Raw genomic sequence first — 24,480 nt, 5'->3', positions numbered from 1 at the left:
CCGCCGCCGGAATCCCTGCGCCGCAACGAATCGCGTGCGAAACCCGCGCCCGTGCCGGGCAAGAGCGTCCGAATCCGCACTCAGGCCGCCGATCGGTTCCTGTCTGTGGACATCCAGGCCACCGGAGCGCACAATCGGACTACTCCATACTGCATACAATCGGCAGTCGAACGGGTGGTGGTCGTGATGTCCGAGGTCCGCGAGCTCCGGGATGTCTACGGACGGCGGTACCGGGTCGGGGAGACCGACCTCGAGCTGCTGGGCCGGCCGCGTGGCCGGATCACCTGGCTGGCCGCGGCGGGCATGCTTGCCGCCGGCGTGCAGCAGTACGGCTTCGGCGCGATCGTGCCCGAGCTGAGCCGGGCGCACGGCTGGACGTCCGGCGCGATCGTCCTGACCTTCGCGCTCTGGGCGATCTGCCAGGCCGGCATCGCCTTCCCGGCCGCGTGGCTGCGCGAACGCGGGGTGCTGCCCGCCCCCGCGGCGATGGGCCTCGGCGCGGTCCTGTGCGCCGCCGGGCTGGTCACGCTCGGCCACGCTGGCAGCCTGCTCACCGTGTTCCTCGGCTACTCGGTGCTCGGCGGGCTCGGCACCGGCCTCGTCTACGCCACCTGCGTCGGCGCCGTGCTGGCCTGGTTCCCGGACCGCTCCGGCCCGAGCGCCGGCGTCGTCAGCGGCGCGTTCGCCTGGGGCAGCGTGCCGTTCGTCGTGCTGGCCGCGCTGCTCCCGGACGTCCGGCCGGCGCTGCTCGACGGGACCGCCGCCGTGGTGCTCGTCGTGATCGCCGGGTGCGGCGCCCTGCTGCGCTACCCGCCGCGGCACTGGTGGCCCGCGACGCCGGAGCCGCGCACCTGGGCGCTGGACAGGGCGCACAACCGGCACCCGGCGATCCGGCACTACCGGCCCGCCGAGCTGTTCCGCAGCGGCACCACCCTCGCGCTGTACCTCGTGGTCGTGCTCGCCGCCGCCGTGCTGCTGTTCGATCTCGCCTACCTGGCGACGTTCGTGGCCGAGCGCAGCGGTCCCGGGCTCGCCGCGGCCGCGCTGGCCCTGCTCGCCGCGGCCACCGGGTCCGGCCGCCTGCTCATCGGCCGCCTCGCCGACCGGCTCGGCCGCCGCCGGATCCTGCGCCTGGCCCTGCTCGCCGGCGGCGTCGCGCAGTTCGTCCTCTACTACTCGGGCGAACACCGCCACACCGTCGGGCTGCTGCTGGGTGTCGCGCTGGCCGGGCTCGGCAACGGCTGCTGCTACACACTGCTGATCGGCCTGGTGCGCGAGTACTTCGGCGAGGAATCGGCGTTGCAGAACTTCGGTGTCCTCTACAGCGCCAAGGCCGTCGGCGCGGTCGTCGGGGTCGGGCTCGCCGCGGTCGGCCTGCTGGGCGCGTTCGCCGTCGCCGGGGTGCTGAGCCTCGCCGGGGCGCTGCTCACCGGACGCCTCACCCAGCCCGGCCGGCCGAAGTCGTTGCTGCCCACGGCGTAGCGGCCGGTGGGCGGGACGTGTCCCGCCCACCGGAACCCGCTCAGCGCGTCGAGTAGGAGTGCGCGCCGGTGCCGGCGAGCTTGCCGCCGTCGACGATCAGGTACTCGTCGCGGATCGGCGACCCGCCGAAGTGGTCCTCCAGGATCTCGCGCGTCCCGGCCGCGTAGCGCGCCTGCGCCGAGAGCGACGACCCGGAGATGTGCGGCGTCATGCCCTGGTACGGCATCGTCCGCCACGGGTGGTCGGCCGGCGCGGGCTGCGGGTACCAGACGTCGCCCGCGTACCCGGCCAGCTGCCCGCTCTCGAGCGCGCGGACCACGGCGTCGCGGTCGGCGATCTTCGCCCGCGCCGTGTTGATCAGGTACGCGCCACGCTTCATCGACGCGATCAGCTCGTCGCCGAACAGGCCCTCGGTCTCCGGGTGCAGCGGCGCGTTGATCGTCACGACGTCGCAGTGCGGCACCAGGTCCGCGGCACTCGGGTGGAAGGTCAGGTTCAGCTCCCGCTCCACCTCGGCCGGCAGCCGGTGCCGGTCGGTGTAGTGCAGGTGGACGTCGAACGGCGCCAGCCGCCGCAGCACGGCGGTGCCGATCCGCCCGGCCGCGACCGTGCCGATGTGCATGCCCTCGACGTCGTAGGAGCGTGCGACGCAGTCGGCGATGTTCCAGCCGCCGTCCAGTACGACCTGGTGCGACGGCAGGTAGTTGCGCACCTGCGAGAGGATCATCATCACGACGTGCTCGGCCACGCTGATGCTGTTGCAGTAGGTGACCTCGGCGACCGTGACGCCGTGGGCGATGGCCGCGTCGAGGTCGACGTGGTCCGAGCCGATCCCAGCGGTGACGGCCAGCTTCAGCTTCGGCGCCCGCGCGATCCGCTCGGCGGTGAGGTAAGCGGGCCAGAACGGCTGGGAGATCACGATCTCGGCGTCGGCGAGCTCGCGGTCGAACTCCGAGTCGTCGCCGTCCTTGTCGGAGGTGACGACGAGCGTGTGTCCCTGTGCCTCCAGGAACTTCCGCAACCCCAGCTCGCCGGAGACGCTGCCGAGGAGCTGTCCCGGCGTGAAGTCGACACCCTGCGGGGTGGGCAGGGTCTGGCCGCCGGGGTAGCCGTCCAGGCGCGGCAGGTCGTCGCGCGGGTAGGTCTTCGGGTAGCCGTCCACCGGGTCGTCGTAGAGCACGCACAGCACCTTTGCCACGGCGTCACACTCCAATGTTTCCGTTGCGGGACAAGTACTTTCACCGTCCTCCGCGCACACGAGCGGGTCAACGTGAAGGTTTCTATCCCGGGATAGGCACCGGCTATCGGGCCTGCTCGGCGAGGTGCCGGTGCAACAACGCGTCGAGGGTGCCGCGGACGTCGACACCGCGCACGACTTCGAGCAGCGCGCGGGCGAGGATCGGCTCGGGCGAGCCCGCCGTCACCACCAGCCCGATCCGGTGCGACCGCGACGGCGTTTCGAGCGGCACCACGCGCATGCCCGGCGGCACGCCGAACAGGTGCAGCCACGCGTGGGAGATGACGCTGGACCAGTGGTGCGTGGCGACGTGGGAGTAGAGCGCGGAGACGGTGTCCGTCTCGATCGCCGGCACGACGGTGGCGCCGGCCTCGGCGAACAGCGCGTCGAGCACGCGGCGGTTGCGCATGTGCGGCATGAGCAGGCACAGCGGTAGCGTGGCGACCTCGGCCCAGCGCACCAGCCGGCGCCCGGCCAGCTCGCCGTCGGACGGCGTCAGCAGCAGGTACCGCTCCTCGTAGAGCGGGACGCACCGGAGCCCGTGCGGCGTCTCTTCGTCCACATAGGTCAGTCCGGCGTCGAGCTCGAACGCGGTCAGCCGGCGGGCGATCTCGTCCGAGGACAACGATTCCAGCGTCACCCGGGCGTGCGGGTGCCGCTCGCAGAAGGGTGCGGTGAGCATCGACATGGCGGTGAGCGCGGTCGGGATGGCGCCGACGCGCAGCACCCCCGAGAGACTGTCGCGCATCGCCGAGAGATCTTCGTTCAGCGCGTCGCGCTCGGCCAGGATCCGCTGCGCCCACAGCAGGACGCGCTCGCCTTCGGGCGTCAACCCGGCATAGCGCGCGCCGCGCTGGACGACCTGGGTGCCGAGCTCGCGTTCGAGCTTCCGGATCCCGGCCGAGAGCGACGGCTGGGACACGTGGCACGCCTGCGCGGCCCGGGCGAAGTGTCCCTCGCGGGCCAGCGCGACGAGGTATTCGAGCTGGCGCAGCAGCATGGGTTCAGCCCAGGTGAGCGAGCACCGCGGCGACGGCGGCCGGCGGGTCCTCCCGGTGGATCGCGGCGAGCTGCCAGAGCGGCGACGTCGCGAACCGCCGTACCGTCAGATCGGGGAACCGCGCCGCCGCCGAGGCCGGGAGGACACACGCCGCCAGCCCGCCGCGGACGAGCCCGGCCGCGGCGGTGAGGTCGTCGACCTCGAGGGCGACCCGGCGGCCGGTGAACGCGCGGTCGACGGCGTCCCGGATCGCCCAGCCCCGCGGGAAGTCCACCAGCGCCAGCCCCGACAGGTCGGCCGGCGCCGAACGCGACCCGCCCGGAGCCGTCACCAGGACCAGCTCTTCGCCGGCCAGTGGTGTGCCGGGCGGCGCGGCCGGGTCGCCGGGGTCCGGCACGCTCACAGCGATGTCCACTGTGGACTCCGCGACGGCGTGGGCCGGCTCGTCGCGGCCCAGCTGGCGGACCTCGACGGCCAGCCCCGGGTGCGCGTCCCGCAGGCCGGCGAGCACCCGGTGCACGTCGGTGAGCAGGCCCGGGACGAGCCCGAGCCGGACCCGGCCGTGCACCGGGGAGATCGCCGCCCGGGCCCGTTCCACCGCTACGAGGGCCGCCCGCGCGGCGGGCACGAAGGCCTCGCCGGCGGGCGTCAGCGCCACCCGGTGCGTGGTGCGGTGGAACAGCGGCGTGCCGAGGTCACGTTCCAGCGCCCGGACGACCGTGGACACCGTCGACTGGACGGTGTGCAGCCGCAGCGCGGCCGCGGTGAAACCACCTTCCTCGGCGACCGCCACCACGACCGCGAGCTGGCGCAGGTCCATCACGTCACCTCGTCCAGCGCGCCGGTCCGCTCGTCGAGGACGAACCCGCGCACCTCGCCGGTGTGCGGCGGGAACGGGCCGGCCCGCAGCCGCGCGATGCACTGCCGGACGTCCTGGGCCGGGTCGGTGAACGTCTCCGCGGCCCAGCCCGGCCGGATCCCGGTGCGCTCTTCCAGCTGCCGCGCGAACTCCGTGTCGGTGAACGTCCGCATCCCGCAGTCGTGGTGGTGCAGCAGCACGATCTCGCGGGTGCCGAGCAGGTGCTGGCTGACCGTCAGCGAGCGGATCGCGTCGTCGGTGACGGCGCCACCGGCGTTGCGGATGACGTGCGCGTCCCCTTCCCGGAGCCCGAGCAGCCGGTGGACGCTGATCCGGGCGTCCATGCAGGCCAGCACGGCAACCCGCAGCCGCGGCCGTTTCGGGCCGGAAGCCGGGCCGCGGGCACGCGCGTGCCGCACGAGCGAGTCGGTGACGGCCATCAGCCGAGCAGCTCACGGGCGAGGGCCGCGGTCTCGCTCGGCGTCCGGCCGACGCGGATCCCGGCCGCTTCCAACGCCGTCTTCTTCGCTTCCGCGGTTCCGGACGAGCCGGAGACGATCGCGCCCGCGTGGCCCATGGTCTTGCCCTCGGGCGCGGTGAACCCGGCGACGTAACCGACGACCGGCTTGGACACGTTGGCGCGCACGAAGTCCGCGGCCCGCTCCTCGGCGTCGCCGCCGATCTCGCCGATCAGCACGATCAGGTCGGTCTCCGGGTCCTTCTCGAACGCCTCGACGGCGTCGATGTGCGTCGTCCCGATGATCGGGTCGCCGCCGATCCCGACACAGGTGGAGAACCCGATGTCGCGCAGTTCGTGCATGAGCTGGTAGGTCAGCGTGCCGGACTTCGAGACGAGCCCGATCCGCCCCGGGCCGGTGATGTCGGCGGGGATGATCCCGGCGTTGGACTTGCCGGGGGAGATGACGCCGGGGCAGTTCGGCCCGATGATCCGCGTCCGCCCGCCCGCGGCGGCGGCGTGCGCCCACAGCCGCGCGGTGTCGTGCACGGGGACGCCTTCGGTGATCACCACCGCCAGGCCGATCCCGGCGTCGACGGCTTCGACGACGGCGTCCTCGACGAACGGCGGCGGCACGAACTGCACACAGACGTCGGCGCCGGTCGCGGCCATCGACTCGGCGACGCTGCCGAACACCGGCAGCTTCGCGGAGGCGATCTCGACATGCTGGCCGGCTTTGCGCGGGTTGACCCCGCCGACGACGTTCGTCCCGGCGGCGAGCATCCGCGCGGTGTGCTTCGCGCCCTCGGTGCCGGTGATGCCGGAAACGACGATCCGGCTGTTCTCGTCCAGGAAGATGGCCACAGGTCAGACCTCCGCGATCGCGAGTTTCGCCGCCTCGCGGGCGGCGTCGTCCATGGTGGCCACCACGGTGACCAGCGGGTGCGCGGCCAGTTCGAGGATCCGCCTGCCCTCGGCCACGTTGTTGCCGTCGAGCCGCACGACCAGCGGTTTCGTGGCCCGCTCGCCGAGCACTTCCAGGGAGCGCACGATCCCGGTCGCCACGGCGTCGCAGGCGGTGATGCCGCCGAAGACGTTGACGAACACGCTGCGCACCTGCGGATCGCCGAGAATCACGCTCAGCCCGGCCACCATCACCTCGGCCGACGCGCCGCCGCCGATGTCGAGGAAGTTCGCCGGCCCACGCGCGCCGGCCGCGGTCGCGGCCGCGGCGACGACGTCCAAAGTGGACATGACGAGCCCGGCGCCGTTGCCGATCACGCCGATGTCGCCGTCCAGCTTGACGTAGTTGAGGCCCTTCTCTCGCGCTGCCCGCTCGAGCGGATCGCCGTCGTGGGGATCGTCGAACGACGCCGAGCGGCGGAAGCCCGCGTTGTCGTCGAGGGTGATCTTGCCGTCGAGGGCGACGATCCCGGCCGTCGTGCGAGCGAGGGGATTGACCTCGACCAGCGTGGCGTCCTCGGCGACGAAGACGTCCCACAGCTTCCGGACGACTTCCGCGGCCTCCTCCCGGACGTCGGCGGGGAATGCCGCGGCAACCGCGGCGGCGTCCACTCCGTGCTGGGCGTGCACCGGAACCCGCAGCAGCGCTTCGGGTTTCGTCGCGGCGACCTCCTCGATGTCCATGCCGCCTTCGGTCGACGCCATGGCCAGGAACGTGCGGCCGGCGCGGTCGAGCAGGAAGGAGACGTAGTACTCCTCGGCGATCTCGCTCGCCTCGGTGACGAGCACCCGGTGCACGGTGTGCCCCTTGATGTCCATGCCGAGGATGTCGTCGGCGGCCTGCTCGGCGTCGTCGGCCGTGCGCACGACGCGGACGCCGCCGGCCTTGCCCCGGCCGCCGGTCTTCACCTGGGCCTTGACCACCACCGGCCCACCGAGCGCCACGGCGGCGTCGCGGGCGGCGGCGGGAGCGGCGGCGACGCGGCCGCGGGGGACGGGTACGCCGTGTTTCTCGAAGAGGTCTCGGGCTTCGTGTTCGAAGAGGTCCATGCGGGGGGCGTCCTTTCCGCGGCGGTGCAGGGCAAGGAGGTCCGCCGTGTCCGGGCAGGCGATCGCACCCCTTCGGGCTGGGGAAAAACCCTGCGGATGGGCCTGGACACGGGCTGCTTGAAGGGCGACTATATGCCTACCCCATACGGTATGCAATCTACAGTCTGCCGCGAAGAGGCCGCTGACCTCGGCTGTAACAACCGGACCTTCGGCCCGGGCCGGGGGCTCCGCCACCCGGAACCCCCGAAGGACCGGACAGGGGAGCGGCGACGAGCGACCGCCGGGCCAGAGAGACCCGGCGTGGACCAGAGGAGTCGAGCGAATGACAACCACAGGCACCACCGCGGGGGAAAGCGCCCAGGCCACGAACGGCGCCGAACCCGCGCCGGCGGAGATCTCGGGCGGGCACCTGGTGGCCAAAGCCCTCAAGGCCGAAGGCGTCGACACCATCTTCACCCTCTGCGGCGGCCACATCATCGACATCTACGACGGCTGCGTCGACGAGGGCATCAAGGTCATCGACGTCCGGCACGAACAGGTCGCCGCCCACGCGGCCGACGGCTACGCGCGGATCACCGGCAAGCCCGGCTGCGCGGTCGTCACCGCAGGACCCGGCACGACCGACGCGGTCACCGGCGTCGCCAACGCCCTGCGCGCGGAGAGCCCGATGCTGCTCATCGGCGGCCAGGGCGCGCTCACCCAGCACAAGATGGGGTCCCTGCAGGACCTCCCGCACGTGGACATGATGACGCCGATCACCAAGTTCGCCGCCACCGTGCCGCACACCGCCCGCGTCGCCGACCTGGTGTCGATGGCGTTCCGCGAGGCCTACGCCGGCGCACCCGGGCCGTCGTTCCTGGAGATCCCGCGTGACGTCCTCGACGCGCGGGTGCCGCTGTCCCAAGCGCGCATCCCCGAATCCGGCCGCTACCGGGCGTCCACGCGCAACGCGGGCGACCCCGCCGACATCGAAAAGCTGGCCGACCTGCTGGTGCACGCCAAGAAGCCGGCGATCCTGCTCGGCAGCCAGGTGTGGACGACCCGCGCGACCGAACCCGCCGTGGACCTCGTGCGCACGCTGAACATCCCGGCGTACATGAACGGTGCCGGCCGCGGCACGCTGCCGCCGGGCGACCCGTACCACTTCCAGCTTTCGCGCCGGTACGCCTTCGACAACGCCGACGTCATCGTCATCGTCGGCACCCCGTTCGACTTCCGGATGGGCTACGGCAAGCGGTTGTCCCCGGACGCCACCGTCGTCCAGATCGACCTGGACTACCGCACCGTCGGCAAGAACCGGGACATCGACCTCGGCATCGTCGGCGACGCCGGCCAGGTGCTGGCCGCGGTCGCCGAGGCCGCGTCGGGCCGCAACGACAACGGCTCGGTCGGGCGCAAGGTCTGGCTCGAGGAACTCCAGGCGGTGGAGGAGAAGGCGAAGCAGAAGCGGCTGCCGTTGCAGCACTCCGACGCGGCGCCGATCCACCCGTACCGCCTCGTGCACGAGATCAACGAGTTCCTCACCGAGGACTCGATCTACATCGGCGACGGCGGCGACATCGTCACCTTCTCCGGCCAGGTCGTCCAGCCCAAGTCGCCCGGCCACTGGATGGACCCCGGTCCACTCGGGACACTCGGCGTCGGCATCCCGTTCGTGCTGGCCGCCAAGCACGCCCGGCCCGACAAGGAGGTCGTCGCCCTGTTCGGCGACGGCGCGTTCAGCCTCACCGGCTGGGACTTCGAGACGCTCGTGCGCTTCGACCTGCCGTTCGTCGGGATCGTCGGCAACAACTCGTCGATGAACCAGATCCGCTACGGCCAGGCCGCGAAGTACGGCCTCCCGCGCGAACGCGTCGGCAACACCCTCGGCGACGTCCGGTACGACGAGTTCGCCCGGATGCTCGGCGGCCACGGCGAAGAGGTCCGCGACCCGGCCGACATCGCGCCGGCGCTGCAGCGGGCCCGCGAATCGGGCAAGCCTTCGCTGATCAACGTCTGGGTCGACCCGGACGTGTACGCCCCCGGAACCATGAACCAGACCATGTACAAGTGAGCGGAGACAAGATGGGTAAGGCACTGGAGGGCGTCCGTGTCCTCGACATGACGCACGTGCAGTCCGGTCCGTCGTCCACGCAGCTGCTCGCCTGGCTCGGCGCGGACGTGATCAAGCTGGAGACCCCCGGCCGGGGCGACATCACGCGCGGGCAACTGCGCGACCTGCCCGGGGTGGACAGCCTCTACTTCACGATGCTGAACGCCAACAAGCGCAGCATCACCCTCAACATGAAGAGCGACGAGGGCAAGGAAGTCTTCGAGAAGCTCGTGTCCGGAGTGGACGTCCTGGTCGAGAACTTCGGCCCCGGCGTCGTCGACCGGTTCGGTTACCCGTGGGAGAAGCTGGCCGCGCTCAACCCGCGGCTGATCTACGCCTCCATCAAGGGGTTCGGCCCCGGCCGTTACGCCGACTTCAAGGCGTACGAGGTGATCGCGCAGGCCATGGGCGGCGCGATGAGCACCACCGGCTTCGAGGACGGCCCGCCGACCGCGACCGGCGCGCAGATCGGCGACTCCGGCACCGGCATCCACCTGGTGGCCGCCATCCTCGCCGCGCTGTACCAGCGGACGTCCACCGGCCGCGGCCAGCGCGTCCAGGTCGCCATGCAGGACGCCGTGCTCAACCTGTGCCGGGTGAAGCTGCGCGACCAGCAGCGGCTGGCGCACGGGCCGCTCGGCGAGTACCCGAACGACCACTTCGGCGACGAGGTCCCGCGCTCGGGCAACGCGTCCGGCGGCGGCCAGCCGGGCTGGGCGGTGAAGTGCGCGCCGGGCGGCCCGAACGACTACATCTACGTCATCATCCAGCCGGTCGGCTGGGCTCCGCTCACGACACTGCTCGGCAAACCGGAGCTGGCCGAAGACCCGGCCTGGTCCACCCCGGAGGTCCGGCTGTCCAAACTGGACAAAGTGTTCGCGCTGGTCGAGGAGTGGACCGAGACGCACACCAAGTGGGAGGTGATGGAGGCGCTCAACGCCCACAGCATCCCGTGCGGCCCGATCCTGTCGACGCAGGAACTGATCGAGGACGAGACCCTCGCCGCGCTCGGCTCGGTCGTCGAGGTCGCGCACCCGGAGCGCGGCAGCTTCAAGACCGTCGGCTGCCCGCTCAAGCTGTCCGACTCACCCGTCGAGATCGAACGGTCGCCGTTGCTGAGCGAGCACACCGACGAAGTGCTCGGCGAACTCGGTTACGGCGAGGCCGAGCTGGACAAACTCCGTTCGGCCGGGGTGATCTGAGTGGCGGATCGCGCAGCGGTCGAAAAGATCCTCGCCCAGGCGGCGGCCGAGGGCCGATCGTCGCTGACCGCGCCCGAGGGGCGTGCGGTCTGCGAGGCCTACGGAATCCCGACCCCGGCCGAGCGCCTGGCCGCGACCGCGGACGACGCCATGTCGCAGGCCCTGGAGATCGGGCTGCCGGTGGTGCTCAAGATCGTCTCGCCCGACATCCTGCACAAGACCGAGGCCGGCGGCGTGCTCGTGGGCCTCGCCGACCCCGAAGCGGTGTCGGCCGGCTTCACGAAGATCGTCGAGAACGCCAAGGCGTACAACGCCGACGCGCGGGTCCTCGGCGTCCAGGTGCAGCAGATGCTCACCGAGGGCCAGGAGGTGATCATCGGGTCGGTCACGGACCCGACCTTCGGCAAGATCGTCGCGTTCGGTCTCGGCGGCGTGCTCGTCGAAGTCCTCAAGGACGTCACGTTCCGGCTGGCGCCGACCAGCACGGAGGAAGCGCTCTCGATGATCGACGGCATCCAGGCCGCGGAGATCCTGCGCGGCGTCCGCGGCGCCGAACCGGTCGACCGGGACGCCCTCGCCGGCGTCATCCACGGGCTCGGGCAGCTGGTCACCGACTTCCCGCAGCTGTCCGAAGTGGACCTCAACCCGGTGCTGGCCACGCCGGCCGGCGCCACCGCCGTCGACGTCCGGATCCTGATCGACCCGGACGCGGCGAAGGAGCCGGTGCGGTTCACCCAGGAAGAGATCCTCGCGTCGATGACGCGGATCATGAAACCGGCGTCGATCGCGGTGATCGGCGCGTCCGCCGAGGCCGGGAAGATCGGCAACTCGGTGATGAAGAACCTGGTCGACGGCGGCTACGCGGGGGAGATCCACCCGATCAACCCCAAGGCCACCGAGATCCTCGACCGCAAGGCCTACGCGAGCATCACCGACGTTCCCGGCGACGTCGACGTCGCGATCTTCACCATCCCGGCGAAGTTCGTCGCGGCCGCGCTGGAGGAGGCGGGCGCGAAGGGCGTCGCCGGCGCGATCCTCATCCCGTCCGGCTTCGGCGAGACCGGCAACATCGCGCTGCAGGACGAGGTCGTCGCGATCGCGCGCAAGCACGGCGTGCGGGTGCTCGGGCCGAACATCTACGGCTACTACTACACGCCGGAGAACCTGTCGGCGACGTTCTGCACGCCCTACGACGTCAAAGGAGGCGTGGCGCTCTCGTCGCAGAGCGGCGGCATCGGGATGGCGATCCTCGGGTTCAGCCGCTCGGCGAAGATGGGCGTGTCCTCGATCGTCGGGGTAGGGAACAAGGCCGACATCGACGAGGACGACCTGCTCACCTTCTTCGAGCAGGACGAGCACACCGAGCTCATCGCCATGCACCTCGAGGACCTCAAGGACGGCCGCTCGTTCGCGGAGACGGCGAAGCGGGTGTCGCTGCGCAAGCCGGTCGTCGTGCTCAAGGCGGGCCGGACGTCGCAGGGCGCGAAGGCGGCGAGCTCCCACACCGGCGCGCTGGCCGGGAACGACAAGGTGTACGACGACATCCTGCGCCAGAGCGGCGTGATCCGGGCGCCCGGGCTGAACGACATGCTCGAGTACGCCCGGGGTATCCCGCTGCTGCCGACGCCGAAGGGCGAGAACGTCGTCATCATCACCGGCGCCGGAGGGTCGGGCGTGCTGCTCTCGGACGCCTGCGTCGACAACGGCCTGAGCCTGATGGAGATCCCGCCGGACCTCGACACGGCGTTCCGCAAGTTCATCCCGCCGTTCGGCGCGGCGGGCAACCCGGTGGACATCACCGGCGGCGAGCCGCCCTCGACCTACCGCAACACGATCGCACTGGGCCTCGAGGACGACCGCGTCCACGCCCTGATCCTGGGCTACTGGCACACCATCGTCACCCCGCCCATGGTGTTCGCCGAGCTGGTTTCCGAAGTCGTCGCCGAGTACCGCGCGAAGGGCATCCACAAGCCCGTCGTCGCGTCGCTCTCGGGTGACGTCGAAGTCGAGGAAGCCAGCGACTACCTCTACCAGCACGGCGTCGTGGCCTACCCGTACACGACCGAGAAGCCCGTTGCCGTACTCGGCGCGAAGTACCGGTGGGCGCGGGCCGCGGGACTGCTTTGAAGTACTCCACAGGGGCTGTCCGACCGACCAGGAAGGGACGAAGATCCACCGCACGACGGCACGCAGAGGGACACGAGTCAACGGTGACGAAAGAGAACTCTTATGACCGCAGCGACGTACCAGGAGATCGTTGACGAGAACGGACGGGTCTACCGAGTAGGCGAGACGCCGCAGGACATCATGGGGCGTTCGCGAAGCTGGATGGTGTGGCTGCCCTGGATCGCCATGATGGCGGTCAGTGTTTTCGAATACGGCTGGGGCGCCGTCGAAGGCACCCTCGAAGAGAAGTACGGCTGGTCGCTCAGCGACGCGTTCTGGCTGGCGAGCATCTGGGCCGTGTTCCAGGCCGGGGTCGCGTTCCCGGCCGGGCGGCTGCGCGAAAAGAACATCGTGTCGGCGAAGACGGCCATGCTGGCCGGCGCGGTGTGCAGTGGCATCGGCTACTTCACCATTTCCCACAGCGGAAACCTGGCCGTGGCCTTCATCGGGTACTCCATGCTCGGCGGCACCGGGGCTGGGCTGGTGTATGCGACCTGCATCAACATGGTCGGCAAGTGGTACCCCGAGAAACGGGGTGCGAGGACGGGCTTCGTCAACGGCGGGTTCGCCTACGGCGCCGTCCCGTTCATCTACGTGTTCGCCGCGTTCCTCACCCCGACGAACTACACGGTGATCCTCGACGTCATCGGCGTCTACATGCTGCTCGTCGTCGGAGTCTGCGGGTTCCTGTTCAAGGACCCGCCGAAGAGCTGGTGGCCCCAGGAGGTCGACCCGAAGAACTGGGCCGCCAACCGGCGGACCAAGAGTGGCGGCCTGGCCAAGAACCCGCCCGCGGTGAAGCAGTTCTCCCCGATGGAAGCGATCCGGACCGGCATGCTCCCGCTGATGTGGGTGTGCCTGGTGATCATCGGCGGGGTCTCGCTGTTCGGCATCAACTTCCAGGTGCCCTTCGCCAAGGAGAGCGGGTTCGGGGCGTTCGTCGCGGCGTCGTCGGCCGGGGTGCTGTCGATCGTCAACGGCACCGGGCGCGCGGTCGTCGGCTGGGTGTCGGACCGGATCGGCCGGCGGCAGACGCTCACCATCGTGCTGGTGATCGCCGGTGGCGCGCAGTTCGGCGTGATGTACGCGGGGAACACGCACAACCTGGTCCTGTTCATGGTGTTCGCGTTCCTGACCGGGTTCGGCGGCGGGGCGTTCTACCCGCTGTTCGCGGCGCTCGTGCCGGACTACTTCGGCGAGAACAACAACGCGTCGAACTACGGCCTGGTCTACAGCGCGAAACTGATCGGCGGCGTCGGCGGTGGTGGCCTCGCCGCAGGGGTTATCAGCGCGTGGGGCTACACGGGCGCGTACATCCTCGCCGGGTGCATCGCGCTGCTTTCCGCGGTGCTGACGCTGTTCCTGCGCCAGCCCAAGCGGACGCACCACCAGCTCGCCGAAACCGAGCTGGTGGCGCGACCTTCCGCCGCGACGGGCGGCTAGTCCGGTGACCCGCGTCCCGGTCCTGCGGAAATCAGGACCGGGGCGCGTCCGGACGTTCGTGGTAGGCCTGGCGGGTCCGTTCGGTGTGCTTGGTCATGATCTGCTCGGCGGCGCCGGCGTCCTTGGCCGAGATGGCGTTGATCAGCTCTTCGTGCTCGTGCCACGCGTCCTGGCCGCGGGGCCGGGCGATCGGCGTGTAGTACCAGCGGACCCGCCGGTCGACGAGGCCGATGAGCTCGGCCAGGACGGCGTTACCGGACAGCTCGGTGATGCACGCGTGCAGGGCGGCGTTCGCGGCGACGAGTCCCTCGGTGTCTTCGTCGGCGAGCGCCTTGAGGCCGGTGTTCTGCAGTTCCCGCAGGCGTTTGACGTCGTCCGCGGTGGCCCGGCCGGCGGCGAGCTTCGCGGAGTGGGTCTCCAGCACGCTGCGGACGCTCAGCAGCTGGTCGGCCTCCTCGTCGGTGGGCAGGTGCACGAACGCGCCCTGGGCGGGACGGAGGTCCACCCAGCCCTCGCTCTGCAACCGTTGCAGGGCTTCGCGGACCGGCTGGCGGCTGACGCCCAGGTACTCGGCCAGGTCGGCCTCGACGAGGTGCTGCCCGGGTTCGAGGGTGCGGTTGATGATCAGCTCGGCGAGGGCCTCGTAGACGACCTGGCGCAGCGGCGCCGGCCGTTCGACGCGCTTGGCGGGGGTCGAGCCGAGCGCGCCCTTGGCCGTGCGGCGGCCGGTCGGGCCGCGGTCGGGGAGCGGGGATACGGGCTGGCTCACGGGACACCTCGAGACGGAGTGGAACGCGATGGTCTGCTCTCAGGATACAGGTTTTGGTATGCAAAATCCCGGGCCCTCACCCGAGGTGGGCTTTTTCGGTTCGAGTGGATCAGCTGCCGCCAGGTGAAATGACCGGTTGTACCGGATTTGTCGCGCTGAGCTGCCCCACCTGGGTGGCGCAGCTGGTCCCTCTCTTGAATTCAGGATACTGTATGCAATCACGTGCTGGACCGATGTGGGAGGCACATCATGAAGGTGGCTGTTCTCGGAGCCGGGGCGATCGGCGCCTACGTCGGGGCCGCGCTGCACCGCGGCGGGACCGAAGTGCACCTGATCGCCCGGCGGGCCCACCTCGCGGCGATGCGCGAGCACGGCGTCCGCGTGCTCAGCCCGCGTGGCGACTTCACCGCGCATCCGCACGTCACCGACGACGCGGGCGAAGTCGGCGAGGTCGACTTCGTTTTCCTTGGCTTGAAAGCGAATTCCTACGCCGCGAGCGGTCCGCTCCTCGCACCGCTGCTGGGCCCGGAGACGGCGGTCGTCGCCGCGCAGAACGGCATCCCGTGGTGGTACTTCCGCGGCCTGAAGGGACATCCGCTCGAAGGCCGTCGCGTCGAGACGGTCGACCCGGGCGGCGCGGTGACCGCCGTGCTGGAGCTGCGCCGCGCGATCGGCTGCGTCGTCTACTGCTCGACGGTGATCGAGGAACCCGGCGTGATCCGGCACCTGGAGGGCACCCGGTTCTCCCTGGGCGAGCCGGACGGCGAGATCTCCGCGCGTTGCACCGACCTGAGCGCGGCGATGGTCGCCGGCGGCCTCAAGGCGCCGGTGGAACCCGCGCTGCGCAACGACATCTGGGTCAAGCTGATGGGCAACGTCGCGTTCAACCCGCTCTCGGCGCTGACCCGGGCGACGATTGCGCAGATGTGCGAGCACGACGACACCCGCGCGCTCGTCGCGACGATGATGACCGAGGCCCTCGCCATCGCCCGCGCGGCGGGCAGCGACCCGCAGGTGTCGGTCGAGAAGCGCATCGACGGCGCCTGGCGCGTCGGCCACCACAAGACGTCGATGCTGCAGGACCTCGAAGCCGGCAAACCCCTGGAGATCGACGCGATCATCGGCGCGGTCGTCGAGCTGGCCGAGCTGACCGGCGTCCCGGCCCCCGCGCTGCGCCACGTCCACGCCGCCATCGGCCTGCTCGACCGCATGGTGAACGCGCCGGCTCCGGTCGGATGACGCGCGAATTCCCCGACGTCCGGCAGGCCCGCGAGGAACGCGAGGTGATCGGCGCGTTCGCCGGCCGCGACCAGCTGCTGCCCGCCCTGCACGCGGTACGCGACCGGATCGGCTGGATCAGCCCGAACGCCCTGGGTCTCATCGCCGCGAGCTTGGGGATTCAGCCGGCCGAGGTGGCGGAGGTCGTCCGCGCCCACCCGCTGTTCTCGCTGGCGGAGTGGCCGGGAAGGCAGCTGCGCGTGTGCACCGGCGAGGTCTGCCGGGACGCCGGCGCGGACACCGTGTGCGACGTCCTCACCGAGCACGTCGGCGCCGCGGGGAAGGCGGTCGCCGGGGTCATGTGGCTGCACGGTCCGTGCCTCGGCGCCTGCGAAGAAGCCCCCGCGGCGCTGGCGTTCCAGGCCGGCGACCCGGCCGTGCGCGAACTGCTCGCCCCGGTGACCGGCGCGTCGGCGGTGCTGAGCACCCGGCGCCCGCTGGTGCCCGAGTCCGATGTGGACGGCCGCTGGGCGTGAGGCGTGCCGCGATCGAGGGCGGACCCCACCCGTTGACCTCGGCGCAGGTCGCGGGCTATTCTCGATATGCGAAAGAAAAATTCCGGATAGCGAAATTTGAGGATGCGATGCCAGAAGAGGGGCACACCCTGCCGTACGTCGCCAACCTGTCGATCCTGTTCAAGGAGGTACCGCTGCTCGAGCGGGCGGGAGCGGCGCGCGCGGCGGGCTTCACCGACGTCGAGTACTGGTGGCCGTTCGACGTGGCGGTCCCGGCGCGCGATGAGGTCGACGCCTTCGTCGCGTCCATCGAGCGGGCCGGAGTGGCGTTGCGCGGGCTGAACTTCTACGCCGGGGACATGGCGGCGGGGGAGCGGGGCCTGGTCTCGTGGCTCGGCCGGGAAGCCGAGTTCGCCGACAGTCTCGTCGTCGCGCTCGGCATCGCCGAGCGCACCGGGTGCCGCAGCTTCAACGCGCTCTACGGCAACCGGCTCGACGGCGAAGACCCCGCCAAGCAGGACGACCTGGCGCTGGTCAACCTCGCCACCGCCGCCGAAGCCGCGGCGAAGATCGGCGCACAGCTGGTCCTCGAACCGCTCTCCGGCGCCGATCGCTACCCGCTCAAGACCGCCGCGGACGCCGTGGCCGTGCTCGACGACCTCGGGCGCGCCAACGTGGCGCTGCTGGCCGACCTGTACCACCTGGCAGTCAACGGCGACGACCTGGACGCGTTGTCGACGACGCACATTTCCCGGATCGGGCACGTGCAGATCGCCGACGCGCCCGGGCGCCACCAGCCCGGCACCGGGACCGTCGACCTCGGCGGACACCTCGTGAAGCTGCAAAAGGCGGGTTACGACGGGTTCGTCGGGATCGAGTACGTCCCGGAACCCGACACCCTCGCCTCGCTGGACTGGCTGCCGATCACCCGAAGGGGACGAGCATGAAACTGGGATTCATCGGACTGGGCGTGATGGGCGCGCCGATGGCCGCGCACCTGGTCGCGGCCGGGCACGACGTCAGCGGCTTCGACGTCACCGCCGCGGCCGGCGAAAAGCTGCAGGCCGCCGGCGGGCGCGCGGCCACCGACGTGGCCGACGCGGTCGCCGGGGCGGACGTCGTGATCACGATGCTGCCGAACCACCCGCAGGTCGAAGCGGTCGCGCTCGGCGAGGGCGGGGTCCTCGCCACCGCCGCGCCCGGCACGCTGCTGATCGACATGAGCACCATCCGGCCCGAGACGTCGATCGAGGTCGCGAACCTCGCGCGGGACAAGAAGATTCGGGTCCTCGACGCACCGGTGTCCGGCGGCCAGGCCGGCGCCGAGCAGGCCGCGCTGTCCATCATGGTCGGTGGCGACGCGGCCGACTTCGACGCCGCGAAGCCGCTGTTCGACGCGCTCGGCAAGACCATCGTGCACGTCGGCCCGCACGGCGCCGGCCAGGTCGTGAAGGCCGCCAACCAGCTCGTCGTGGGCGGGATCTACGGCCTGGTCGCCGAGGCGATCGTGCTGCTGGAAGCGTCCGGAGTGGACGCCGCGACGGGCCTCGACGTGCTTGCCGGCGGCCTCGCCGGCAGCCGGATCCTGGAGCTCAAGCGCAAGTCCATGGTGGACCGCCAGTTCGCGCCCGGGTTCCGGATCGACCTGCACCACAAGGACATGGGGATCGCGCTGGCCGCCGCCCGGCAGGCCGACGTCGCGCTTCCGCTGACGGGCCTGGTCGCCCAGCTCGTCGCCGCCGGCCGTGCCATGGGGTACGGCTCCCTGGACCACTCGGCCCTGCTGAAGGTCGTCGAACAGTTGTCGGGCCGCGTCCCGGCGGAGGTGTGACATGCCACGGATCCCTGCCATGCAAGCCGTCGTCGACGTCCTGGAGAGCGAAGGCGTCGACACCGTCTTCGGCTGCCCGGGCGCCGCGATCCTCCCGCTGTATAACGCCCTACAAGGCCGCGCGATCGAGCACCTGATCGTCCGCCACGAAGAGGGCGCGACGCACATGGCCGACGGCTGGGCCAGGACGAACGGCAACGTCGGTGTCGCCATCGGCACGTCCGGCCCGGCCGGCACCAACATGATCACCGGGCTCTACACCGCGCACGCGGACTCGATCCCGATGATCTGCATCACCGGCCAGGCCGCCACGACGAAGCTGCACCAGGAGGCGTTCCAGGCGGTCGACATCGTCGAGATCGCCAAACCGGTGACGAAGTGGGCGGTGCAGGTCAAGGAGGCCGCGCAGCTGCCGTGGATCTTCCGCGAGGCGTTCCGGATCGCGCGCTCGGGACGTCCGGGGCCGGTGCTCATCGACCTGCCGATCGACGTCCAGAAGCAGGACATCGAGTGGGATTCCTCGATCGACTCGCCGCTGCCGGTCGCCACGGTGACGCCCGCGCCCGCGCGTGTCGAACGCGCCCTCGACCTGCTGCTGGCCGCCGAACGGCCGCTGATCCTGGCGGGTGGCGGGGTCGTGCTCGGCGAGGCGAGCGAGCAGCTGCGGGCCGCGGCCGAGCGGCTCGACGTCCCGGTGCAGGTGACGCTCATGGGCAAGGGGAGCTTCCCCGAAGACCACGAGCTGTTCGCCGGGATGGCCGGCATCCAGACTTCGCAGCGCTACGCGAACGCCGCCTTCCTGGAGGCCGACCTCGTGCTCGCGCTGGGTGCCCGCTTCGGCGACCGGCACACCGGCGAGCTGTCGGTCTACCGCGGTGACCGGAAGTTCATCCACGTCGACATCGAGCCGACGCAGCTGGGCAAGGTGTTCGGCCCGGACCTCGGGATCGTCTCCGACACCCGCGAGTTCCTCGACGCGCTGCTGGCCGCCCTGGACCGCCGCTCGATCGAGCCGAGGCGGGAGTGGGTCGGCCGGATCGCGGAGCTGAAGGAAGCGCTTCCCCGCCGGGAGGACTTCGACTCCCTGCCGATCAAAGCGCCCCGGGTCTTCAAGGAGATCAACGAAACCTTCGGCGAGGACACGTACTTCGTCACCGCGATCGGGCTCTACCAGATCTGGTCGGGCCAGTTCCAGCAGGCGCACAAGCCGCGGCACTACCAGGTCTGCGGTCAGGCCGGCCCGCTCGGCTGGGAGATCCCGGCCGCGATCGGCGTCAAGAAGGCACGGCCCGAGGCGGAGGTCGTCGGTGTCGTCGGCGACTACGGGTTCCAGTTCCTCGTCGAGGAGCTGGCCGTCGCGGCCCAGTACGACGTCGGATTCGTGCTGATCATGCTCAACAACGAGTACCTCGGCCTGATCCGCCAGGCCGAGACGGGTTACGAGATGAACTTCGAGGTCGACATCCACTACGACGCGATCGGCACGGACAACGTGAAGATCATGGAGGCCTACGGCTGCTCGGGCACCCGCGTGCACGAGCCCGGCGAGATCCGGACGTCCCTCGAATGGGCCCGCAAGGAGGCCGAACGGACCAGCCGTCCGGTGCTGGTGGAGATCATGATCGAGCGCGAGGGCAACGCCGCGATGGGCGCCGCCCTCGACTCGGTCCGCGAGTTCGAACCGGCAGGCTGAGCAGTCTGCCGCAGCACGTCGTGAGTGTTTAGGGCGGTTCTAACCGCCCTAAACACTCACGACCTCCCAGCGTGACCCCGGCCGCCGTGCGAGAACCCCGACCTCGCACGGCGGCCTTTCCGCGTCCGCGGGACGGCGCTTGTCGGAAAGTACAAACGCGGGCCCGAAATTCACCCCTCTTTCAGGGGTTTTGCCGTGGTCCCGGCCACAGCCGAGCGTGTGTACTTCTTCACGAAGCACCCCCGAAAGGACGTCCACAGTGGAATTCCTCCGACCCGCCTCGCTGGCCGACGCGCTCGCCGCGAAGGCCGCGAACCCCGGCGCGGTCCCCCTCGCCGGCGGCACGGACGTGATGGTCGAGATCAACTTCGACCACCGCCGCCCCGGCGCGCTGCTCGACCTCGGCCGTGTCGGCGAGCTGCACGAGCACGGCACCGACGGCGGCCGGATCCGGATCGGGGCCGCCGTGCCCTACACCCGGATCATCACCGAACTGGGCGCGAAGTTGCCCGGCCTCGCGATGGCCTCGCGGACCGTCGGCTCGCCGCAGATCCGCAACCGCGGTTCCGTGGGCGGCAATCTGGGCGCGGCTTCGCCCGCGGGCGACTCGCACCCGGCGCTCCTGGCCGCCGACGCCGAGGTCGAAATCGCCTCCGTCCGCGGCACCCGGATCGTCGCGGCGAAGGACTTCTACATCGGCGTGAAGCGGAACGTCCTGGAGCCGGACGAGCTCATCACGGGCGTGCTGCTGGCCCCGGCCACCGGGCCCCAGCAGTTCAGCAAGATCGGCACCCGCAACGCAATGGTCATCGCGGTCGCCGCCTTCGGCCTGGCGCTGCACCCCGCCGAAAAGCGGGTCGGCACCGGCGTCGGCTCGGCCGCGCCGACACCCCGGCGGGCCCTCGACGCCGAGGAGTTCCTGGCCGGCGAGCTGGATTGGGACGCGCCGAGGCCCCTCAACGACTCGGTGAAACGCCGCTTCGGCGACCTGGTCGCGTCGGCCGCCTCACCGATCGACGACGTCCGGGGGAGCGCCGCGTACCGGCGTCACGCGCTGAGCGTGATGGCGCGGCGCACGCTGACCTGGGCCTGGGGCGAATACTGCGAAGGGAGCGCGAAGTGCGCGTGAACGTCACCGTCAACGGCGAACCCCGCCGGGCGGACAACGTCTGGGAAGGCGAAAGCCTGCTCTACGTCCTGCGCGAGCGGCTCGGTCTGCCGGGCTCGAAGAACGCCTGCGAGCAGGGCGAATGCGGCTCGTGCACGGTCTACGTCGACGGCGTGCCGGCCTGCGCCTGCCTGGTCGCGGCCGGGCAGGCCGAGGGCCGCGACGTCGTCACGGTCGAAGGCCTGGCCGAGGGCGACGCGCTCGACCCGGTCCAGGAGTCCTTTGTGGAGCAGGGCGCCGTCCAGTGCGGCTTCTGCACGCCGGGCCTGCTGGTCGCCGCGCACGACCTGATCGAGCGTGTCCCCGACCCCAGCGACGTCGAGATCCGCGAGGCGCTGGCCGGGAACCTCTGCCGCTGCACCGGCTACGAGAAGATCCTCGACGCCGTCCGCGACGCCGCCGCGAAGAAGGCGCTCCGTTGAGCGCCCCGGCCCGCTCCCCGCAGGAGCTGCAGGACACGATCGCCGGCGGCATCGGCGAGAGCCCGCTGCGCCCGGACGGCACGCTCAAGGTCCGCGGCGAGTTCGCCTACTCCTCCGACCTGTGGCACGAGGACATGCTGTGGGGCGCCACGCTGCGCAGTCCGCACCCGCACGCCCGGATCGTCCGCCTCGACGTCTCCCGCGCGCTGGCCCAGCCGGGCGTGCACGCGGTGCTCACCCACGAGGACGTCCCCGGCGAGAACGTCTACGGCCTCAAGTACCAGGACACCCCCGCGTTGGCCGGCGACCTGGTCCGCTACCAGGGCGAACCGGTCGCGATCCTCGCCGCGGACCACCCGGAGATCGCCCGGCAGGCGCTCAAGGAGATCGTCGTCGAGTACGACGTCCTCGAGCCCATCACCGACCCGGAGCGGGCCGCGCACGACGACACGCTGCCGAAGCTGCACCCCGGCGGGAACCTCGTCCGCCACCAGCGGATCGTCAAGGGCGACCCGGCCGCGACGGCGGACGTCGTGGTGTCCGGTGTCTACGAGATCGGCATGCAGGACCAGGCGTTCCTCGGCCCGGAGTCGGGCCTCGCGGTGCCGGCCGAGGACGGCGGCGTCGACCTCTACCTCGCCACGCAGTGGCTGCACGTCGACCAGCGCCAGACGGCGAAGGCGCTCGGCCTGCCCCTGGAGAAGGTGCGGCTGACGCTGTCCGGCGTCGGCGGCGCGTTCGGCGGCCGCGAAGACCTGTCGATGCAGATCCACTCGTGCATGCTCGCGCTGCGCACCGGCCGCCCGGTGAAGATGAGCTACAACCGGCTGGAGTCGTTCTTCGGGCACGTCCACCGCCACCCCGCGAAGATGTACTACGAACACGGGGCGACGAAGGACGGCGAGCTCGTCTACGTCCGCGCGAAGATGTACTTCGACGGCGGCGCGTACGCCTCGAAGACCCCGGTCGTGGTCGGCAACGGCACCACGCTGAGCGTCGGCCCGTACAACGTGCCGAACGCGCACATCGAAGGCTGGGGCGTCTACACCAACAACCCGACCTGCGGCGCGATGCGCGGGCTCGGCGCGGTGCAGCCGACGTACGCCTACGAGTCCCAGATGGACAAACTGGCTGCCGCGCTCGGCCTGGACCCGGCGGAACTGCGGATCCGCAACGCGATGAGCGAAGGGTCCACTGTGGTCACCGGCCAGGTGGTCGACTTCCCGGCGCCGGTGGCCGAGCTGGTCCAGCGCGTCCGCGACCTGCCACTGCCGCCGGAACCCACGGGCGAGCGCGACATCCGGGACCTGCCCGGCGGCGCGTCCAACACCACCCACGGCGAAGGCGTCGTGCGCGGCATCGGCTACGGCGTCACGATCAAGAACATCTCCTACGCCGAAGGCCTCGACGACTACTCGACCGCCCGCGTCCGGCTGGAGGTGATCGGCGGCGAGCCGGTCGCGCTCGTGCACACCGCGGCCGCCGAAGTCGGCCAGGGCCTGGTGACGCTGCAGCAGCAGATCGCCCGCACCGAGCTGGGGTTGACGCGGGTGAGTGTGCACCCGGCCGACACGAGCGTCGGCGACGCGGGCTCCAGCTCGGCGTCCCGCCAGACTTACGTCACCGGCGGCGCGGTCCGCAACGCCTGCCGCGCGGTCGCCGACGCGGTGTACGCACTGGCCGCGCTCCGGCTGGGCCGCGCCGTCGAAGGCGCGACCCTGGCCGGCGGCAAGATCGTCGCGGCCGACGGGGAGGTCGTCGCCGACCTCGCCGACCTGCTCGGCGAGACGGCCGTCGAGGAGACCCGCGAGTTCCACCACCGCAAGACCTACCCGCTCGACCCGGAGACCGGCCAGGGTGACGCCCACGTGCAGTACGGCTTCTCCGCCCACCGCGCGGTCGTCGACGTCGACCTGGACCTCGGCCTGGTCAAGGTGGTGCAGCTCGACTGCGCCCAGGACGTCGGCAAGGCGATGAACCCCGACGCCGTCGTCGCCCAGATCCAAGGTGGCTCGGCTCAGGGCCTCGGCCTCGCGGTGATGGAGGAGATCCTGGTCAAGGACGGCAAGGTGCGGAACCCGTCGTTCACCGACTACCTGATCCCGACCATCCTCGACATGCCGCCGATGCGCGTCGACGTCCTGGAGCGGCCGGACCCGCACGCGCCCTACGGCGTCCGCGGCGTCGGCGAACCGCCCACGATCTCCGCCACCCCGGCGATCGCCAACGCCATCCGCGCGGCCACCGGCCTCGAGCTGCCGCGCGTCCCCATCCGCCCCGAGCACATCACCGGAACCTGAGGAAACCATGACCACCTCCCTGTCCACCGAGACCGAGTGGCTGGCGGAAGCCATCCGCATCGCGGAGACCAACGTCGCGAACGGCGGCGGCCCTTTCGGCGCGCTGATCGTGAAGGAGGGCGAGATCGTCTCCACCGGCGTCAACCGCGTCACCGCGAACCTCGACCCGACCGCGCACGCCGAGGTCGTCGCCATCCGCGCGGCCTGCCAGGCCCTGGGCACGTTCACGCTCGACGGCTGTGTGCTCGTCTCCAGCTGCGAGCCCTGCCCGATGTGCCTGTCCTCGGCGCTGTGGGCGCGCGTCGACAAGGTCGTCTACGCCGCCGACCGCGACGACGCGGCCAAGGCCGGCTTCGACGACCGTGCCTTCTACGAGCTCTTCGACCGTCCCCGCGACACGTGGACCGTCCCCGTCACGCGACTGTCCGCAAAGGACGGTTTCGCGCCCTTCGCGGCCTGGCTCGACAAGAGCGACCGCACCGACTACTGACCTCACCGCTTACTGACCCACAAGGCCAGCTGACCGGAGCATTCCCGAAGAGATCGTCCCGCTCGCCCAGGCACGGTGTGGTGCCTTGGCCTGGCCGAGCACACCCACCGGCAAGGGCAGGAC

At 71.1% G+C, this 24,480-nt stretch carries 21 protein-coding genes; 14 read left to right on the top strand and 7 right to left on the bottom strand.

All coding sequences use genetic code 11. From position 1 onward, the window contains the following. Positions 1 to 186 precede the first annotated feature (186 nt). Positions 187 to 1,482 (top strand): MFS transporter, encoded by a 1,296-nt coding sequence (locus OG494_RS14220; protein WP_328455767.1) that lies wholly within the window; start codon positions 187 to 189, stop codon positions 1,480 to 1,482. Between the two features lie 40 nt (positions 1,483 to 1,522). On the opposite strand, the gene OG494_RS14215 is transcribed toward OG494_RS14220, so the two are convergent. The 6 genes from OG494_RS14215 to sucC all read right to left on the bottom strand — a co-directional run bounded on the left by OG494_RS14215 (position 1,523) and on the right by sucC (position 7,048). Continuing rightward, entirely contained in the window at positions 1,523 to 2,680 is a 1,158-nt protein-coding gene (locus OG494_RS14215) for an NAD-dependent formate dehydrogenase (protein WP_328455766.1), read from the bottom strand. 103 nt (positions 2,681 to 2,783) lie between these two features. Then, positions 2,784 to 3,719: a LysR family transcriptional regulator gene (locus OG494_RS14210; RefSeq protein ID WP_328455764.1), complete on the bottom strand. Its 936-nt coding sequence runs from the start codon at positions 3,717 to 3,719 to the stop codon at positions 2,784 to 2,786. Positions 3,720 to 3,723: 4 nt separating this feature from the next. Beyond that, the gene (locus OG494_RS14205; protein WP_328455762.1) at positions 3,724 to 4,539 is read right to left on the bottom strand and encodes a LysR family transcriptional regulator; all 816 of its coding nucleotides are present in this window, start codon (positions 4,537 to 4,539) and stop codon (positions 3,724 to 3,726) included. Continuing rightward, positions 4,539 to 5,018, bottom strand: a complete 480-nt coding sequence (locus OG494_RS14200) for a beta-class carbonic anhydrase (protein ID WP_328455760.1) — start codon at positions 5,016 to 5,018, stop codon at positions 4,539 to 4,541. Before OG494_RS14200 ends, OG494_RS14205 begins: the two co-directional genes overlap by 1 nt. Continuing rightward, a complete protein-coding gene (gene sucD, locus OG494_RS14195) occupies positions 5,018 to 5,899 on the bottom strand; it encodes a succinate--CoA ligase subunit alpha (protein ID WP_328455758.1) in 882 nt (293 codons plus the stop codon). The genes OG494_RS14200 and sucD overlap by 1 nt, the downstream gene beginning before the upstream one ends. A gap of 3 nt (positions 5,900 to 5,902) precedes the next feature. Next, on the bottom strand, positions 5,903 to 7,048 hold the full coding sequence (gene sucC / locus OG494_RS14190) for an ADP-forming succinate--CoA ligase subunit beta (protein WP_328455757.1): 1,146 nt from the start codon (positions 7,046 to 7,048) through the stop codon (positions 5,903 to 5,905). Between the two features lie 322 nt (positions 7,049 to 7,370). On the opposite strand from sucC, the gene OG494_RS14185 reads away from it, so the two are divergent. From OG494_RS14185 to OG494_RS14170, 4 genes are all read left to right on the top strand, one after another. Next, positions 7,371 to 9,101, top strand: a complete 1,731-nt coding sequence (locus OG494_RS14185; RefSeq protein WP_328455755.1) for a thiamine pyrophosphate-binding protein — start codon at positions 7,371 to 7,373, stop codon at positions 9,099 to 9,101. Positions 9,102 to 9,112: 11 nt separating this feature from the next. Then, on the top strand, positions 9,113 to 10,342 hold the full coding sequence (gene frc / locus OG494_RS14180) for a formyl-CoA transferase (protein ID WP_328455753.1): 1,230 nt from the start codon (positions 9,113 to 9,115) through the stop codon (positions 10,340 to 10,342). Continuing rightward, positions 10,343 to 12,469, top strand: coding sequence for an acetate--CoA ligase family protein (locus tag OG494_RS14175; RefSeq protein ID WP_328455751.1), 2,127 nt, complete (start codon positions 10,343 to 10,345; stop codon positions 12,467 to 12,469). It begins immediately after the preceding gene. Between the two features lie 102 nt (positions 12,470 to 12,571). Further along, positions 12,572 to 13,951: an OFA family MFS transporter gene (locus tag OG494_RS14170; RefSeq protein ID WP_328455749.1), complete on the top strand. Its 1,380-nt coding sequence runs from the start codon at positions 12,572 to 12,574 to the stop codon at positions 13,949 to 13,951. A gap of 31 nt (positions 13,952 to 13,982) precedes the next feature. Here OG494_RS14170 and OG494_RS14165 read toward each other — a convergent pair whose 3' ends face one another. Continuing rightward, positions 13,983 to 14,720: a GntR family transcriptional regulator gene (locus OG494_RS14165; protein WP_328455747.1), complete on the bottom strand. Its 738-nt coding sequence runs from the start codon at positions 14,718 to 14,720 to the stop codon at positions 13,983 to 13,985. Between the two features lie 249 nt (positions 14,721 to 14,969). Between OG494_RS14165 and OG494_RS14160 the strand changes: the two genes are divergently transcribed. From OG494_RS14160 to OG494_RS14120, 9 genes are all read left to right on the top strand, one after another. Continuing rightward, positions 14,970 to 15,959, top strand: coding sequence for a 2-dehydropantoate 2-reductase (locus OG494_RS14160; RefSeq protein WP_328455745.1), 990 nt, complete (start codon positions 14,970 to 14,972; stop codon positions 15,957 to 15,959). Continuing rightward, on the top strand, positions 15,956 to 16,474 hold the full coding sequence (locus tag OG494_RS14155) for an NADH-quinone oxidoreductase subunit NuoE family protein (protein WP_328455743.1): 519 nt from the start codon (positions 15,956 to 15,958) through the stop codon (positions 16,472 to 16,474). The genes OG494_RS14160 and OG494_RS14155 overlap by 4 nt, the downstream gene beginning before the upstream one ends. A 107-nt stretch (positions 16,475 to 16,581) precedes the next feature. Further along, positions 16,582 to 17,400: a hydroxypyruvate isomerase family protein gene (locus tag OG494_RS14150; protein ID WP_328455741.1), complete on the top strand. Its 819-nt coding sequence runs from the start codon at positions 16,582 to 16,584 to the stop codon at positions 17,398 to 17,400. Then, positions 17,397 to 18,284: a 2-hydroxy-3-oxopropionate reductase gene (locus tag OG494_RS14145; protein ID WP_328455739.1), complete on the top strand. Its 888-nt coding sequence runs from the start codon at positions 17,397 to 17,399 to the stop codon at positions 18,282 to 18,284. Before OG494_RS14150 ends, OG494_RS14145 begins: the two co-directional genes overlap by 4 nt. Before the next feature lies 1 nt (position 18,285). Further along, positions 18,286 to 19,977 carry a glyoxylate carboligase gene (gcl, locus tag OG494_RS14140; protein WP_328455737.1) on the top strand — a complete coding sequence of 564 codons (1,692 nt, stop codon included), beginning with the start codon at positions 18,286 to 18,288 and terminating at the stop codon, positions 19,975 to 19,977. Positions 19,978 to 20,236: 259 nt separating this feature from the next. After that, entirely contained in the window at positions 20,237 to 21,106 is an 870-nt protein-coding gene (locus tag OG494_RS14135) for an FAD binding domain-containing protein (RefSeq protein ID WP_328455735.1), read from the top strand. Beyond that, on the top strand, positions 21,097 to 21,567 hold the full coding sequence (locus OG494_RS14130) for a (2Fe-2S)-binding protein (protein ID WP_323327814.1): 471 nt from the start codon (positions 21,097 to 21,099) through the stop codon (positions 21,565 to 21,567). Before OG494_RS14135 ends, OG494_RS14130 begins: the two co-directional genes overlap by 10 nt. Continuing rightward, positions 21,564 to 23,867 (top strand): xanthine dehydrogenase subunit D, encoded by a 2,304-nt coding sequence (gene pucD, locus OG494_RS14125; RefSeq protein ID WP_328455733.1) that lies wholly within the window; start codon positions 21,564 to 21,566, stop codon positions 23,865 to 23,867. The genes OG494_RS14130 and pucD overlap by 4 nt, the downstream gene beginning before the upstream one ends. A 7-nt stretch (positions 23,868 to 23,874) precedes the next feature. Continuing rightward, positions 23,875 to 24,357, top strand: a complete 483-nt coding sequence (locus OG494_RS14120) for a nucleoside deaminase (protein WP_328455730.1) — start codon at positions 23,875 to 23,877, stop codon at positions 24,355 to 24,357. The last annotated feature ends 123 nt before the right edge of the window (positions 24,358 to 24,480 follow it).

Source organism: Amycolatopsis sp. NBC_00438, from assembly GCF_036026695.1.
Classification (GTDB): Bacteria; Actinomycetota; Actinomycetes; order Mycobacteriales; family Pseudonocardiaceae; genus Amycolatopsis.
Note: the sequence above shows the minus strand (reverse complement) of the source record. Positions and strands in the feature narration are given on the sequence as shown.